This is a genomic window from Amycolatopsis vastitatis, assembly GCF_002234595.1.
GTDB classification, from domain to species: Bacteria; Actinomycetota; Actinomycetes; order Mycobacteriales; family Pseudonocardiaceae; genus Amycolatopsis; species Amycolatopsis vastitatis.
Map to the genome: position 1 here is coordinate 213890 of NZ_NMUL01000030.1, position 15919 is coordinate 229808.

15 protein-coding genes are annotated in these 15919 nt (G+C 71.4%); 8 read left to right on the top strand and 7 right to left on the bottom strand.

The window, feature by feature from the left end:
* The first annotated feature begins 18 nt into the window (after positions 1 to 18).
* Entirely contained in the window at positions 19 to 1494 is a 1476-nt protein-coding gene (locus tag CF165_RS27805; protein WP_093950515.1) for an RICIN domain-containing protein, read from the top strand.
* Positions 1495 to 1543: 49 nt separating this feature from the next.
* Here the strand turns inward: CF165_RS27805 and CF165_RS27810 are convergent, their stop codons facing one another.
* Positions 1544 to 2461 (bottom strand): LysR family transcriptional regulator, encoded by a 918-nt coding sequence (locus tag CF165_RS27810; RefSeq protein ID WP_093950516.1) that lies wholly within the window; start codon positions 2459 to 2461, stop codon positions 1544 to 1546.
* Positions 2462 to 2607: 146 nt separating this feature from the next.
* Here CF165_RS27810 and CF165_RS27815 point away from each other — a divergent pair, with 146 nt between their 5' ends.
* Both CF165_RS27815 and CF165_RS27820 read left to right on the top strand, forming a co-directional pair.
* Positions 2608 to 3504, top strand: a complete 897-nt coding sequence (locus tag CF165_RS27815; protein ID WP_093950517.1) for an SDR family oxidoreductase — start codon at positions 2608 to 2610, stop codon at positions 3502 to 3504.
* Positions 3505 to 3515: 11 nt separating this feature from the next.
* Positions 3516 to 4421, top strand: a complete 906-nt coding sequence (locus tag CF165_RS27820; protein WP_093950518.1) for a TIGR03620 family F420-dependent LLM class oxidoreductase — start codon at positions 3516 to 3518, stop codon at positions 4419 to 4421.
* A gap of 96 nt (positions 4422 to 4517) precedes the next feature.
* Here CF165_RS27820 and CF165_RS27825 read toward each other — a convergent pair whose 3' ends face one another.
* From CF165_RS27825 to CF165_RS27850, 6 genes are all read right to left on the bottom strand, one after another.
* A complete protein-coding gene (locus tag CF165_RS27825) occupies positions 4518 to 5825 on the bottom strand; it encodes an alpha-glucosidase/alpha-galactosidase (protein WP_093950519.1) in 1308 nt (435 codons plus the stop codon).
* Positions 5826 to 5859: 34 nt separating this feature from the next.
* The gene (locus tag CF165_RS27830; protein ID WP_240521827.1) at positions 5860 to 6711 is read right to left on the bottom strand and encodes a carbohydrate ABC transporter permease; all 852 of its coding nucleotides are present in this window, start codon (positions 6709 to 6711) and stop codon (positions 5860 to 5862) included.
* 50 nt (positions 6712 to 6761) lie between these two features.
* A complete protein-coding gene (locus CF165_RS27835; protein WP_167441581.1) occupies positions 6762 to 7673 on the bottom strand; it encodes a carbohydrate ABC transporter permease in 912 nt (303 codons plus the stop codon).
* A 9-nt stretch (positions 7674 to 7682) separates the two neighbouring features.
* Positions 7683 to 9008, bottom strand: coding sequence for an ABC transporter substrate-binding protein (locus CF165_RS27840; protein ID WP_240521828.1), 1326 nt, complete (start codon positions 9006 to 9008; stop codon positions 7683 to 7685).
* A 232-nt stretch (positions 9009 to 9240) separates the two neighbouring features.
* A complete protein-coding gene (locus tag CF165_RS27845) occupies positions 9241 to 10056 on the bottom strand; it encodes an endo alpha-1,4 polygalactosaminidase (RefSeq protein ID WP_093950522.1) in 816 nt (271 codons plus the stop codon).
* 91 nt (positions 10057 to 10147) lie between these two features.
* On the bottom strand, positions 10148 to 10954 hold the full coding sequence (locus CF165_RS27850; RefSeq protein ID WP_093950523.1) for a DeoR/GlpR family DNA-binding transcription regulator: 807 nt from the start codon (positions 10952 to 10954) through the stop codon (positions 10148 to 10150).
* 131 nt (positions 10955 to 11085) lie between these two features.
* On the opposite strand from CF165_RS27850, the gene CF165_RS27855 reads away from it, so the two are divergent.
* From CF165_RS27855 to CF165_RS27875, 5 genes are read left to right on the top strand one after another with little or no spacing between them, the layout of a single operon-like run.
* Positions 11086 to 12216 (top strand): SIS domain-containing protein, encoded by a 1131-nt coding sequence (locus CF165_RS27855; RefSeq protein WP_093950524.1) that lies wholly within the window; start codon positions 11086 to 11088, stop codon positions 12214 to 12216.
* A 1-nt stretch (position 12217) separates the two neighbouring features.
* A complete protein-coding gene (locus CF165_RS27860) occupies positions 12218 to 13174 on the top strand; it encodes an N-acetylglucosamine kinase (RefSeq protein WP_093950525.1) in 957 nt (318 codons plus the stop codon).
* A gap of 9 nt (positions 13175 to 13183) precedes the next feature.
* On the top strand, positions 13184 to 14110 hold the full coding sequence (locus CF165_RS27865) for a DMT family transporter (RefSeq protein WP_093950526.1): 927 nt from the start codon (positions 13184 to 13186) through the stop codon (positions 14108 to 14110).
* Positions 14107 to 15033, top strand: a complete 927-nt coding sequence (locus tag CF165_RS27870) for a 1-phosphofructokinase family hexose kinase (RefSeq protein WP_093950527.1) — start codon at positions 14107 to 14109, stop codon at positions 15031 to 15033. Before CF165_RS27865 ends, CF165_RS27870 begins: the two co-directional genes overlap by 4 nt.
* Positions 15030 to 15854, top strand: a complete 825-nt coding sequence (locus tag CF165_RS27875) for a class II fructose-bisphosphate aldolase (protein WP_093950528.1) — start codon at positions 15030 to 15032, stop codon at positions 15852 to 15854. The genes CF165_RS27870 and CF165_RS27875 overlap by 4 nt, the downstream gene beginning before the upstream one ends.
* The last annotated feature ends 65 nt before the right edge of the window (positions 15855 to 15919 follow it).

Below are 15919 nucleotides of genomic sequence, written 5' to 3' on the forward strand. Positions count from 1 at the left end.
AAGGGAAAGGAACCCCGGATGTCCAGCTCACCGCACCGGCTCCCGAGGGAACAGGCGAACCGGCCGCTCGCACTGCTCGTCGTCCTGATCGCCGTCCTGGCCGGCGTCCTGGTGCCCGCGGCGCAAGCGCACGGCGCGACGAACACGTTCACCCTCGGAGCCACGCGCACGGACACCGCCGGTCGCGCTCTGCAGCTGCACGGCCTGGGCATCGTCCAGGTCGGTACCACCTGGTACGGCTTCGGCGAGGACAAGACCGGCCAGACCACGGCCAACACGGCTTTCCAGGACATCCCCTGCTACTCGTCGACGGATCTGGCGCACTGGACCCACCAGGGGATCGCGCTGGCGAAGCAGGGCAGTGGAGACCTCGGGCCGAACCGGATCGTCGAACGGCCGAAGGTCCTTTACAACGCCACCACCCGGATGTACGTGATGTACCTGCACATCGACAACACGAGCTACTCCGACCAGCGGGTCGGCGTGGCGACCAGCCCCACGCCCTGCGGCCCGTACAGCTACCGGGGGAGCTTCCAGCCGCTGGGCAACCAGAGCCGCGACATCGGCCTGTTCCAGGACACCGACGGGTCCGCGTACCTGATGAGCGAGAACGCCGGGCGCAGCCTCCGCATCTACCGGCTGTCCGCGGACTACACGTCGGTGGCGAGTGCGGTGACGACGTTGCCGAACTACGAGTCCCCGGCCATGATCAAGATCGGCGGGACGTACTTCCTGCTGGCTTCGCACCTGACCGGGTGGGCCACCAACGACAACGTCTACGCGACCGCGACGTCGCCCGCCGGGCCCTGGTCGGCGTTCCGGAACTTCGCGGCGCCGGGCACGAACACCTACAACAGCCAGACGGCGAACATCATCACGGTCCAGGGCAGTGCGGCGACGACCTACATCTACGCGGGCGACCGCTGGACGGGCAACGCCATGGGCGATTCGCCGCTGATCTGGCTCCCGCTCACGATCCGCGGCACGACGGTCAACCTGGGCCAGTACCCGAGCTGGAACCTCGACGCCGACGCGGGGACGTGGTCGGCGAACTCGGGGCTGCCCAGCGCCACCACGCACGTGCTGAAGAACGCCAACAGCTCGATGGTGATGGACGCCTCGGGCGCCTCGACCGCGGCCGGCGGCAAGATCATCCAGTGGCCCGCGCACGGGGGCACCAACCAGCAGTGGCGGTTGACGAAGGTCTCGGACAACGTCTTCACGATGGTCAACGTCAACAGCGGGCTGTGCCTCGACGTGCCGGACGGGTCCACGGCGAACGGGATCCAGCTGCAGCAGTGGACGTGCACCGGCGCCGCCGGCCAGCAGTGGGCGGCGGATCTGGTGGGGAGTCTCACCGGCAGTCAGTACGTCCTGGTGAACGTCAACAGCGGCCTCGTGATCGGGGTGGCCGGGTCGTCGACCGCGAGCGGCGCGCAGGTCAGCCAGCTCGGCGGGTCGGGCGCCTCGAGCCAGGTGTGGACGGTCTCCTGAGCGGTGCGCGGATCCCGTGGTGCTCGAGGCCGCACCCCGGGAAGCCGCGTCAGGACGGGGTGGGTTCGGCTGAGTCCGGCGCGCCGAGGTGGGTCCGGGCGTACTTGCGGAACGCGGCGACCAGGCGGCTGCGGTCGTCGGCGCGGGTGGCCAGGACGACATGGGCCGGATCGACGCCCTCGAGCGGGATCGAGGTGAGGTCGGGACGCAGGGCCCGGATGTTGTGGCCGGCGAAGATGGCCACGGCTTGGCCGGCGGCGACGAGTTCGAACTTGTCCTCGATCGCGTCGATGACGGGACCGTCCGGTGCGGGGCGGCCGTCGGGGCGGGGATCGATGCGCCAGTAGGCGCTCCACGCCGGATCGGACTCGCGCAGCCGGGGCAGGGGCTCGTCGGCGATGTCGTCGAGGGTGACTTGCTCCTTGCCGGCCAGCCGGTGGTCCGGCGACACGATCACGACGCGCGGTTCGTCGTAGAGCACCGTGACCTGCAGCTGATCGGTGGGGAACGGCAGCCGGCCGACCACCGCGTCCACCCGGTGTTCCAGCAGGGCGGCCCGCATGTCGTGGAAGGCGACGTGCTGGGTCCGCACGTCGGCGTCGGGATGGCGGTGGCGCAGCTCGCGTACGGCCGGGGTGACGATCAGGCCGGTGGTGTAGCCGACGGTGATGCGGCTGGGCTGGGCCGCGGCCTTGGTGCGCGCGATGGCCTGGGCCGCGGTGCGCAGCAACGCTGTGGCCTGGGGCAGGAACACCTGGCCCGCCTCGGTGAGGCTGCTGCCCCGCGGAGTGCGGTCCAGCAGCCGGACGCCGAGTTGCTGTTCCAGGCGGTGGATCTGCCGGCTCAGCGACGGCTGGGTGACGTGGAGGGCTTCGGCGGCGCGGCCGAAATGCCGGTGTTCGGCGATGACCGTGAAGCTGTGGACCAGCCGCAGATCGAGGTTCACCGCCGTCGGGAGGTCGGGCATGCCCCCAGAGTAGCTGCGGTGATGCGCAAGCCGTATTGCGCGATACGAAGGTTTCATTGGCTCGGGACGGCCGTCCGGGGACAGGGTGGAAGAACCGGCCCGGCCGCTGCCGGAGCCTCACCCCCTCGAAGGAGTCCGACAAGATCATGCGCGTATTCGTCACCGGTGCGACCGGCTTCATCGGGACCGCGGTCGTGCGGGAACTGCTCGACGCCGGGCACCAGGTGCTCGGCCTGGCCCGATCGGACGCGTCCGCCGCCGCGCTCACCGCGACCGGGGCCGAGGTGCACCGCGGCACCCTCGGGGACCTGGACGGCCTGCGCGCCGGTGCCGCCTCGGCCGACGGCGTGATCCACGCCGCGTTCATCCACGACTTCACCGACTTCGAGCACTCCGTCGCGGTGGACCTGCGTGCCGTCGAGACCCTCGCGCGGACGCTGGCCGGCACGGATCGTCCCTTCGTGATCAGCTCCGGTACCCCGGCGCTCCCGGGCGGGACGGCGACCGAGGACACCGTCCCCGCAGCCGGGACGCCCGCGGCGGCCCGGCTCGCCGCGGAGGAAGCGGTGCTGGCGTCCGCCGACCGTGGCGTGCGCGGCTCGGTGCTGCGGCTGCCGCGATCGGTGCACGGCGAGGGTGACCACCACGGCTTCGTTCCGCGGCTGATCGGGATCGCCCGGGAGCGGGGCGTGTCGGCGTATCCGGGCGACGGGGCCAACGCGTGGCCTGCCGTGCACCGGCTGGACGCCGCGCTGCTGTACCGGCTGGCTTTGGAGCACGCGCCCGCGGGCAGCCGGCTGCACGCGGTGGGCGATGAGGGCATCCCGGTGCGGCAGATCGCCGAGCGCATCGGCGAGCACCTGAACCTGCCGGTCACGTCCGTCCCCGTGGAGCAGGCCGCCGAGCACTTCGGCTGGCTCGGGCCGATCTTCGCGATGGACGCGCCGGCCTCCAGCGCCGTCACGCAGAAGGTGACGGACTGGCGCCCGGCCCGTCCCGGACTGCTCGCGGACCTCGACGCCGGCCACTACTTCACGCGATGAGGGGGAGCACCATGGGAGCCGACGAGGTAGTGGACGTGGCGCGGCGGACGCTGGGGCCGGTCGGGGTCTGCCTGCCGGTCTCGTTCACCAGCACGCCGCCGGTCGAGCACCAGCGGGCGGCGGTCCGGCAGCTGGAACGAGCCGGTCACCGGGCCGCGTGGACCAACGAGGTCATCGGCAAGGACGCGTTCGCGCACCTGTCCGTGCTGCTGGCCGCCACCGAGCGGATGGCGTTCGGCACCTGCGTGGCGAACATCTGGGCGCGGCCGCCGCAGACCGCGCACGGCGCCGCGGCCTACTTCGCCCAGGCCTTCCCGGACCGGTTCACGCTCGGCCTCGGGGTCGGCTACCCGCAGCAGGCGGAGAGCGTCGGCCGTGGGTTCGGCAGGCCGTTGGCCACCATGCGCGACTACGTCGGCGGCATGGACGGCGAGACCTGGCCACCCGCGCCGGACACCGCCTATCCGCGGATCCTCGCCGCGAACGGGCCGAAGATGCTCGGGCTGGCCGCCGAGATCGCCGACGGCGCGCTGCCCGCCAGGCTGCCACCGGAGCACACGGCGCGGGCCCGGCAGCTGCTCGGCCCGGACAAGCTGCTGGTGGTGGGCCAGTCCGTGGTGGTGGACGACGACCGCGACCGGGCACGGGCGACCGCCCGGCAGGTGGTGGCCGGCTGGTCGGGCAACGCCGGCTTCCGGGACGGCTTGGCCGAACTCGGCTATCCCGCCGGAGACAGCGACGAGGTGGTGGACGCGCTCGTCGCCCACGGCGGGCCGGACACGATCGCCGCGAAGGTGCGTGCGCACCTGGCCGCCGGCGCCGACCACGTCACGCTGCTGCTGCCCATCGGCACCGAGTTCGGGCCCGGCATCGACCAGCTCACCCAGGTCGCGCCGGCGCTGGCCGACCTCACCTGACCGACCCGGTGCCGTACGGACAAGACGAAACCGCCGTGGGTGCGCCAGCCGCCCGCGACTGGCAGCTGGACAGGGATTGACCGTCCTCGCCACGGGTCAGGTGCCGAGGACGGCGCGGAGGGCGGGCTGGAGCCGGTCGCCGTGGGCGCGGACGAGGTCGTCGCACAGCTCGAAGATCCGCTCGACCGGCAGCGTGGCCGCCGTGGCGGGGTCGGTCATCGCCGCGTGCCGGATGTGGCGGGGGTCGTCTTCGACGGCCGCTCGGACGACGAGGTCGTTGACGCTCAGGTACGTCCGGTTGAGCGCCGCCAGCTGGGGCGGCAGCGCGCCGATCCGGGTCGGCCGGACGCCGGTGCCGTCGACCAGGCACGGCACCTCGACCACGCCGCCGGACGGCAGGTTCTCGATCAGGCTCCGGTTGACTACGTTGCCGTAGACGGTCCGCGGCGTGCCCGTCAAGACACTGTGGACGATCTGCGGCGCGTATTCGCCCGTGCCTTCGACGGGCAGCGGCTCGTCCGCCGCGATCGCCCGGCGGGTCCGCTCGTACTCGGCTTCGTTCTCCGCGACGATGCCGAGGTAGTCCCCGATCGGCAACCGCAGGCGCTCGATCTCGGTGTCGTGCTTGAGGTACCAGGGCACGTACTCGGCGGAGTGCTCGCTGGTCTCCGTCGGGTAGTAGCCGAGCCGACGCAGCATGTCGAACCGGACGCGGCGCCGCAGCTGCTCGTCCGACTCGGCCAGCTCCCGCAGCCGCGGGTAGAGGTCCGCGCCCGCGTGCTCGAACCGTAGCACCCACGCCTGGTGGTTGACGCCCGCCGCGACGTAGGTGACCTCGTCGAACGGCACCCCGACGAGCTCGGCGAGCCCGTGCACGGTCCAGTACACCGAGTGGCACAGCCCGACGACCCGGGTCAGCCCGGTGGCCTCGCTCAGGTACTGGACGTTCATCGCCATCGGGTTCGTGTAGTTCAACAGCCAGGCCTCCGGGCAGACGTCGGCGATGTCCTCCCCGAGTGCCTTGAGGAAGGGGAACGTCCGCAGCGCGCGGAAGATCCCGCCGATGCCGAGGGTGTCGCCGATGGTCTGGCGCAGGCCGTAGCGCGCTGGAACCTCGAAGTCGGTGCGCGTCGCCTCTCCCATTCCGATCTGGACGATGTCGACGACGAAGTCCGCGCCCGACAACGCCTCCCGGCGGTCCGCGTGCGCGGTGAGCACCGGTTTGACGCCCCGCACGGCGGCGATCCGCCGGGCCGCGGCCAGCGCGGTGGCCAGCCGGTCCGGGTCGATGTCGTGCAGGGCGACGTGCACGCCGTCCAGCTCCGGGTAGGCGAACAGGTCCGCCAGCAGGCCCTGCGTGAACACGACGCTGCCCGCGCCGACGAAGGTGATCTTGGGGGTCATCGAAAATCCGATCCGGTTGTGCGAAGTGGACGCCTCAGCCCTTGAGCCCGCTGGAGGTGACCGACTGGATGAACGTCTTCTGCGCGCCGAGGAAGGCCAGCAGCACGGGCAGCACGGTGATCACGTTGCCCGCCATCACCGCGGCCCAGTTCGTGTGGTGCTGGCCCTGGAACGTCGTCAGCCCCAGCTGCAGCGTGTAAGTGGTGTCGTGGTTGACCGCGATCAGCGGCCAGGTCAGGTCGTTCCAGGTGCTCAGGAACGTCAGCACGGCCACCGTGCTCAGCGCGGGCCGCGACAGCGGCAGCACGATGGTGAACAGCACGCGCAGCCGCGAGCAGCCGTCGATCCACGCCGCCTCTTCGAGCTCCCGGGGCAGCGACAGGAAGAACTGACGCAGCAGGAACACCGCGAACGGCGTCACCAGCGACGGCACGATGAGCGCGCCGAGGCTGTCGATCAGGCCGAGCTTCTTCATCACCAGGAACGTCGGGATCATGGTGAGCTGGAACGGGATCGCCATCGTCGCGACCATCAGCGCGAGCAGCGCCCGCGAGCCGGTGAACCGCATCCGCGCGAACGCGTACCCGCCCAGCGTGCCGAACAGCAGGTTCGACACCACGGTCACCGCCGAGACGATCAGCGAGTTCGTGAACCAGCGCACGAACAGCGCGTTCTCGAGGACATAGCGGTACCCGGCGAAGTCCACATGGGACGGCCACAGCGCGGGCGGGAACCGGTTGATCTCGGCGTTGCTCATCACGGAGCTGAGCAGCAGCCACACCAGCGGCGCCGCGAACAGCAGTGCCAGCGGCACGAGCAGCAGGTGCCAGGGGCTGAAGGGCAGCCGGGGCCGGCGCAGCACGGGCAGCGCGCGGGTCGCGGGCACGTCGAGCCGGGCGGACCGTGTCGGCTGTATCGGCTGTATCGGCTGTATCCTCATCGGAGGGCCTTCCCGGGCCGGCGCAGCACCCGAAGGACGACCACGACGACGAGCAGGGCCAGCGCCAGCACGTAGGCCGACGCCGCGCCGTAGCCGGCGGTGAAGTTCTTGAACGCCTGCTCCCAGACGAAGTAGACGATGACCGTGGTCGAGCCGAGCGGGCCGCCCTTGGTCGTGACGTAGACCAGGTCGAACACCTGCAGCGAAGTGATCAGCTGCCACAGCACCAGGAACGCCGTCACCGGGGTCACCGCGGGCAGCGTCACGTGCCGGAGCACACGCCAGGTTCCGGCGCCGTCCAGCCGCGCGGCCTCGACCAGCGACGGCGGGACGTCCTGCAGCGCGGCCAGGTACACCACGACGCAGAAGCCCGTGCCGCTCCACAGCGTGATGCCGACCAGTACGAGCAGCGCCTGCGCCGGGTCGGTCAGGAAACCCTGCGGCGACACGCCGAGGTGGTGCAGGGCCGAGTTGGCCGCGCCGAACTGCGGGTCGAGGATGAAGGAGAACAGCACGCCCTGCGCCGTCGCCGACAGCACGAACGGGACGAACACGAGCGTCCGGTAGACGCCGACCAGGCGGATGCGCCGGTTCAGCGCCTGCGCCAGCAGGAACCCGAACAGGATGCTGAGCGGGACGTAGAGCACCGTGTACAGCAAGGTGTTCCCGACGGCTTGGGCGAAGTGCGGGTCCTGAGCGAGCGCGGCGTAGTTGTCCAGGCCGACCCAGCGACTCGGGGTCACCAGGTCGTCGGCCTGGAAGGACAGCACGAGCGACCAGAGCACGGGCACCACGCCGAGGCCGAGGATGATGAGCACGGCGGGGGAGACGTAGGCCCACGCGGCCGCCGTTTCGCGGCGCCGCCGTTGTACGGATGTGACGGTGATGGGCCTCGGCAGTCCGGGCATGGCGGCTCCCTATCGCGGAATGATCAGGGCGGCGTTCGCGGCCGCGGCGCAGTCGCGCATCGCATCGGGCGGCGTCGCCCGGCCGAGCAGCACGGAGACGATCGCGGTGCCGAGCGCCGCCGACACCTGGGGGTAGGCCGGGTGCACCGGCCGGACGCGGGCGTTCTCCAGCGCGTCCACGAAGACCGGCAGGCCCGGCGTTTCGGCGGTTTTCTCCTGCCACGCGGGCAGTTGCTGCGTCCGGCGGCTCAGGGGGAGGCTGCCCGCGCCGTCGTCCCAGCGGACGTCCTGGGCCGGGTCCGCCAGCCAGGACAGGAAGGTGCGGGCCGCCGCCACGCGCTCTTCGCCGTTGTCGAACAGTGTCCAGGTGTCCGGGCCGGAGATGGTGATCGGGCGGCCGCTGAAGCTCGGCAGCGGCACGACCGCGTAGTCGATCCCGGCGTCGGTGATGTCGGGCAGCTGCCACGGGCCGGTCGCGACCATGCCGATGTGACCGGCTTCGAACGCCTGGTACATCTGCTCGCTGCCGGTCTTCGGATCGAGGTAGACCGCGTGCGCCGCGGCGAGGTCGCGGACGACCTCCAGGGCGCGGACTCCCTGTTCGGCGAACCCGATGCCACGCCCGCCGGCGCCGACGACGTCGCCGCCGAGATCCCAGATCATCGGCCACAGCCGCCACACGGTGTCCTCGTCGCCGGTGGCGGGCCAGGCGGTGCCGAAGGTGCCGCTGCCCGCGTCGGTGAGTTTCTTCGCTGTGCCGACGAAGTCGGCCCACGTCCAGCCCGCGGCGGGCAGGGGGAGCCCGGCCTTGCCGAACAGCTCCTTGTTGCACACCACGGCCAGTGAGTCGAGCAGCGCCGGGACCGCGCGGACGCGGCCGTTGACGGTGACCGCTTCCCGCGCCGGCGCCCAGAAGCCGGGGCCCGCGTCGACGAGGTCGGTGACGTCGACGACGCTCGGGCTGCGCGCCACGCTGGCGAGGTCCGAACCGAAGACGTAGGCGATGTCCGGGAACGACCCCGACGCGAGCGCCGCGGTGATCTTCTGGAGCATCGCGTCGGCGAGGACACCGCCGCCCAGGTCGATCCGGATCCCGGGGTGGGTCCGGTGGAAGTCCGCGACGAGCTCGTCGAGCACTTTCTTGCCGGTGTCGGTCTGGCCGTGCCAGATCTCGACGGTGACCGGGCCACCGGCGGATCGCGCCGGGCCGCAGCCGGCTAGGGCGGCACCGAGAGCCAGACCGCCGGCGCCGCGCAGGAATCCGCGGCGGTCCATCAGCGGGTCTTGCCGGGGAAGGGAAAAGACATCATCGAAACTCCGGATGATGGTGGGCATGACCCCGCCTCGGACCACGAGCGGGTCCTGGCGACTCAGTCCGGGCTCGCGGCAGAAACCGACATACCGGCTGGGCATACCTCTGACGTCGGACGTGGGGTTCCGACGTGCACAGCAGTAAAGCGAGCGGAACGGGGCGTGTCAAGTACCCGGGTCGTGCGGCTGAATCGTCCTTAGTGGACAGCGGTCCCGCTGTGACCTTCCTCGTGGCCGGTCACAGCGGGACCGGGGGTCAGCAGGTCTTGCGGACGTACCCGCTCGACCCCTGGGGCACCACGTACAGGTCACGCCGGACGATGCTGATCTTGCTCTTCCACTCCGGGCAGGCCTTGCTCATGCCCGAAGCGGTGTACTCGACGTCGACCACCCGGTTGTCGAAGGGGCCGGCGTAGTCGGCGCACTCCTCGTATTCGCCGCATTCTTCGGTGACGGCGAAGTCGAGGCCGTTGGCGACCCGGTTGCCGGCCAGCTCCGGGGTGTTCTTCTGGGCGATGGCGAGGTTCTTGCTGTGGGCGTGGGCCGCCAGGAGCTTGATGTACTCCTGCGCGTGCGTGGTGGTGAGCAGGTTCTTGGACCTGCTGTAGCTGTCGTAGTTGTCCGGCTCGATCGCCTGGTAACCCTTCGAGGCGCACGTGTCGATCCAGCTGCCGACCTTGGCCGCGACCCGGGTGCGCTTGTCGGCGGTGCGCAGGTCCAGCAGGGTCTCCTTCCAGTCCGGGTCGACGACCTTGTTGCCGTTCGAGTCGCGGAGCAGCAGGTCGCTCGGCCAGTCGCCGTCCTGGCCTTCCTGCGCCTGGAAAGCGTTGAGGTAGCAGATGTTGTACTTGCCGCTCGCCGGGGCCGCGGAGACGTCGCGGCTGACGATCTGCACCCCGGACGGCGGGGTGTAGGCGCCACCGATCTGGTAGTCGAACCCGGCGGCCTGCGGGGGCAGGGTGACCGCGGCCGAGGCCGGTGCCGCTGTCGCGGCGAGCGTACCGGCGGCCACTGCGGCCGCCGCCGCGAACGAAGCGAATCGCTTGCCGTGGACGGGGAGAAGACGCTTCATACGGACTCCGTCATCGTCGGGGCTGTTGTCCGGCGAAAGGTAGGGAGAACGACCTTCGCGGTCAACCAAACGCGCATTCGCGATGAGCGTTTCACCGGGTCTCGGCGGAGCCGACCTCGACCACGGTGACCCGGACACCGGCCCGGCGGATCGCCGCGACCGCGCCGGGCGCGGCGGAGGAGTCGGTGATGACCTCGTGCACGTCCTGGATGTCGCCCATGCGGGCGAGGGTGGTCCGCCCGAGCTTGCTGCCGTCGGCCAGCACGACCACCTGCCGGGCGCGGCCGAGCATGGCGCGGTTGGTCCTGGCCTCGTTCTCGTCGTGCGTGGTGATGCCCGCCGTCGCGTCGATGCCGTCCACGCCGACGAACGCCGTGCCGATGCTGATCGACGCCAGCACGTGCTCGGCCCAGGGGCCGACCAGCTCGTAGGACTGGGGCCGGGCGACCCCGCCGACCACCACCAGCTTCAGCCGCGGGTGCAGCGCCAGGTCCATCGCGATGTTCAACGCGTTGGTGACCACGGTCAGGTCCGCCCGGCCCGGCAGCTCCCGGGCGAACTCGCTCGTGGTGGACCCGCCGGTGAGGGCGATGACGTGCGGACCGGCCGGCAGCGTGCGGATCGCCGCGTGCACGATGGCGCGTTTGGCGTCCCGGGAACGGCTTTCCCGGTAGGGCGGCGGCACCTCGTTCGTGCGCCCCCGGGGCCGCGCGCCGCCGTGGGTGCGGGTCAGCAGCCGCTGTTCCTCCAATTTGGCCAGATCGCGCCGCAGCGTGGCGGAGGAGACGCCGAACCGGGCGCTGAGCGCACCCACGTGCAGCTCGCCGGTGTCCGCGAGCACCCGCAACAGCTCCGAGAGCCGTTCGGCCCGGGTGGTGCGCCGTTTCCGCGTGGACATGGGCCGAGCTTACGACAGCTGTCCGCGGCGAAACGCGCAATCCGAATGCGCATTTGGACATCGAACCTTGCCCTTCCCGCGGGAGCGGATGAATCTCCGGGAGTACGTCCCGGCAATCGGAGGCAACACCTATGCACAGCAGCGGGCGACGGTTCGGCGGCAGCTGGACCGCGCGGGAAATCGAGCAGCAGCCCGCCACCTGGCCGCGGGTGGCGGACGCCGTGCGGCGCGCCCGGCCGGAAATCGACAAGCTGATCGGGCTCCCCGGTCCGCGCATCGTGCTCACCGGTGCGGGTACCTCGGCGTTCGTCGGCGAGGTCGTGGCCCGCGATCTCGCCCGCCACCTCGGCCGGCCGGTCGAGGCGATCGCGACCACGGAGATCGTCGCCGACCCGGCTGCCGTGGTGGTGGACGACCGGCCGATCCTTCTGGTGTCCTTCGCGCGCAGCGGCAACAGCCCCGAGTCCGTCGCCGCGGCGGACCTGCTGGACCGGCTGGCTCCCGGGCTGCGGCACCTGGTGATCACCTGCGACCCCGGGGGACAGCTGGCACGGCGATGGTCCGGTGCCGGGAACGCGGTCGTGGTGGCACTCCCAGAGGAGGTGAACGACCGCGGGTTCGCGATGACCTCCTCGTTCACCGGGATGGCGCTGGCGGCCCTGCTCGCCTTCGGCGTGGACGTCGACGTCGAGGCGCTGGCACGCGCCGGGGCGGCTGTGCTCGCCGGTGCCGCGGAGCACGCGTCGGCGATTTCCGGCGCCAAGCCGGCCCGGCTGGTGTTCCTGGGCTCCGGGCCGCTTCGCGGGCTGGCCCGGGAGGCCGCGCTGAAGTGCCTGGAGCTGACCCGAGGCGAGGTCGTCGGCATCGCCGACTCGTCGCTGGGTTTCCGGCACGGACCGAAGTCGGTGCTCGACGAGCGCACCGTCGCCGTGGTCTTCCTGTCCCCCGATCCGCACGCGCGGCGGTACGACGCGGACATCGCGCGCGAGCTGGTGCAGTCACTCGGCGCGGAGCGGGTGGTCGTGGTGGGCGGGGAGGACGCCACCGAGTTCGGTGGCGCACAGGTCTGGCCCGTGCCTTCGCCATCCCGCGTACCCGTTGCCGGTCACGCGTTGCTCGCCGTGATCACGGCGCAGACCACGGCACTCGCGTGCTCGCTCGCGCTGGGCATCACCCCGGACAACCCGTTCCCCGACGGGGAGGTGAACCGCGTCGTCCAGGGCGTGGTCATCCACGAATTCGCTCCTTCGGAGGTGAGCTGAGATGTTCCTCGGTGTCGACGGTGGGGGGACGAAGACGGCTTTCTGCCTGGTCGACCTCGACGGCCGGGTCGTCGCGGAGGCGCGGACCGCGAGCGTGTACTACCTGAGCGAAGGTCTGCAGATCGTGGAACCCCTGCTGGCCGAGGGGATCGGCGCGGTGTGCGGCGCCGGCGGGATTTCGGTTCCGGACATCACGTACGCGTTCTTCGGCCTGCCCGCCTACGGCGAGATCAGCGCCGACCTGCCCGAGCTGGACGCCTTGCCCGCCAGGGTGCTCGGTACGGCGAACTACCGCTGCGGCAACGACATGATCTGCGGCTGGGCCGGATCGCTCGGGGCCGTCGACGGCATCAACGTCGTCGCCGGCACCGGCTCGATCGCCTACGGCGAGAACGAGGGCAGGCAGTGGCGTGGTGGTGGCTGGAGTGAGCTGTTCGGTGACGAAGGCTCCGGCTACTGGGTCGCGATCCAGGGCCTGAACGCGTTCAGCCGCATGGTCGACGGGCGGCTGCCCGCCGGGCCGCTCGTCGCGGAAATGCGCCAGGCGCTCGGCCTCGCCGCCGATTTCGACGCGATCGACGTCGTCGTGAACCAGTGGCACGGCGACCGGGGCAAGGTCGCGACGCTGAGCAAGGTCGTGGCCAGGGCGGCGGACGCCGGCGACGCGGTCGCGACCGGCGTCCTCCGGGAAGCGGGGCGGGAGCTCGCGCTGCTCGTGGACGTCGGCCGGAAGGCTCTCGAATTCGATGCCGCACAACGGGTTCCGGTGTCGTACTCCGGCGGCATGTTCGGGTCGGCGCACGTGCTGGCGTCGTTCCGCGATGCGCTGTCCCTCGAGTACGACCTTCGTGAGCCACTGCTGGAACCGCACATCGGTGCCGCACTCTACGCGGCGCGCCTGCACGGACACCCCTTGCGGGCCGAGCAAGTCCACTCGACCGCGTCCCTGCCTCGCTGAGGAGCCACGATGACCGGACCAGGTGTGCCCACCCGCGGTTGGATCCCGTACGCGGGACTGCTGGTGGTGTTCTGGGGAGTGTGGGGGGCCATTTCGGCCCTGCCCACCAAGCTCTACGCCTACCCCGACCCGATGGTGTACGTGGTCTGGGCGCTGACCATGCTCGTGCCCGCGTGGTTCTCGCTGCGGGGGAAGAAGTTCGACCGCGGCCGGGTGGCCGCCGGGTACGGGCTGCTGATCGGGCTCACCGGTGCGGGCGGGCAGCTGCTGCTGTTCAAGGCCCTCACGATCGGGCCGGCCTACGTGATCTTCCCGATCGTCGCGCTTTCGCCCGCTGTCACGGTGCTGCTGGCGTTCGCCGCGTTGCGGGAACGGCTCGGCGGGTGGTCGTGGGCCGGTGTGCTGCTCGCGCTCGTCGCCGTCGTCCTGTTCTCCGTCTCCACCGGCGACGGCGGTGACAGCGGGTGGCTCTACCTGGTGCTGGCCGTTCTGGTCTGCGTGGCGTGGGGTGTCCAGGCGTTCTTCATGCGCAAGGCCGCGCTCGCCGGCGTCGACGACGCTTCGACGTTCGGCTGGATGACGATCAGCGGGCTGCTGCTGATCCCGGTCGCGGTGCTGATGATGGGCGGGCTCCCGCTGGGGTTCCCGTGGCAGGCGCCCGCGCTCACCGCGGGCACGCAGCTGCTCAACTCGGTCGGCGCGCTGTTCCTCGTGATGGCGATGAGCCGGGGCAAGGCGTCGATCGTGGCGCCGGTGACCAACGCACTCGCCCCCGTGCTGACGATCGTCCTGTCGCTGGTGCTCTTCGGCGCCGCGCCCACCGGGTTCCAGATCGCGGGCATCGTGCTGGCCTTGGCCGGATCGACGCTGATGGTCTACCGCGCGGAAAGGACCACCGAGCCGGTCCCCGGCAGCGTCGCGGGCGCGGCTCCGTGACGCGTCGGATCCTCACCATCACCCTCAACCCCGCCGTCGACGTGACCTATCGGGTCGACGCGCTGCACCTCGGCGGGACGACGCGGGTGTCCGACGTCCGGTCACGCGCCGGTGGCAAGGGCGTCAACGTCGCGGCGGTGGTGCGTCAGCTGGGCGGCGAGAGCCTCGTGCTGGCACTGACCACCACGCGGACGCCGGACGAGTTCGGGGACGGGCTGGACCGGCTGGGCCTCGCGCACCGGCTCGTCCCGGCGCTGCCCGCGGTGCGGCGGACCGTGGCGGTGGCGACTCCCGCCGACGGGACGACCATGCTGCAGGAGAACGGTTTTCCGGCCGACGGGACGGCGGAAGGAGGCATCTTCGCCGCTCTGCGCGCCGAACTGCCGGCCGGTGCTGTCGTGATCTCCGGCAGCGTGCCCGAGGGCCTGGGCGCCGACGTCCCCGCGAAGCTGGCCCGGTTGTGCCTCCGGCACGACGTGCCGGTGATCGCCGACGTCTCCGGCGCAGCCCTGCGCGAGGCCGCCGGGAGCGGCGCGGTGCTCATGCCGAACGAAGACGAGCTGGAGGAGCTGGCCGGGCCCGGATCAGAAGCCTGTCAGGACCTCGTGGCCGCGGGAGCGCCGGCGGTGGTCGCCACCCTGGGCCCCGAAGGCGCGATCGCCGTGACCGCGCGGGGCGCCTGGCGCGCTTGGCCCGCCGAGGTCGTCACCGGCAATTCGGCCGGTGCGGGAGACGCGGGAGCCGCCGCGCTGGCCGTGCGTCTCGCCGAAGCCGGTGGAACGTCCGAAGTGGACTGGCCGGTGGCCCTGGCGGACGTGGTCGCCACGTCGGCCGCCGCGGTGCTGCGGCCGGTCGCCGGCGAGATCGACGTCGCGGCCAGGGACAAGTGGGCTCCTGCGGTGAAAGTGGAGAGGATCCGATGAACTGGGCCGCCTTGCTGGACGACCTGCGAACGCAGCGGCGCGCGATCGGGGCGTTCAACGCGATCCTGATCGAGCACGCCGAAGCCGTCGTGGCCGGCGCGGAGCGCAGCGGGCTCCCGGTGGTCCTGCAGATCTCGCAGAACGCCGTCCGCTACCACGGTTCGCTCGCGCCGTTCGCACTCGCCTGCCTGCGGCTCGCCGAGACGGCGACCGCGCCCGTCCTGGTCCACCTCGACCACATCGAGGACGAGGAGCTGATCCGCGAGGGACTCGACCTGGGCATCACGTCCGTCATGTTCGACGCCGCCGCGTTGCCCTACGCCGAGAACGTGGCCAGGACGAAAGCCGTCGTCGAACGCTGCCACGCGGCGGGTTGCCGAGTCGAGGCGGAGCTCGGCGAGATCGGCGGAAAGGACGGCGCCCACGCGCCGGGCGTGCGCACGGACCCGGACGAGGCCCGCGAGTTCGTCGCCGCGACCGGCGTGGACTCGCTCGCGGTGGCCGTCGGATCGTCGCACGCCATGGCCGACCGCAGCGCGGTGCTCGACGAGGAGCTGATCACCGCGCTCGCGCACAGCGTTCCCGTGCCGCTCGTGCTGCACGGTTCGTCCGGCGTACCCGACGAGGGACTGCGCGGGGCGGTGACGAGCGGAATCGTCAAGGTCAACATCGGGACGCGGTTGAACCAGGTGCTCACCGAAGCTGTGCGCTCGACGCTCGGGACGCACACAGCCCTCACCGACCCCCGCCGCTACCTGGCCCCCGGCCGGGACGCGGTCCGGGACGAGGTGGCCCGGCTGCTCACGTTGCTCGCGAAATGAGTCCCGACCTCAGCCAGGGCGCGCGCCGGCCCGGTGAAGGCGAGATGCCGCTTGGACAGCAGCCA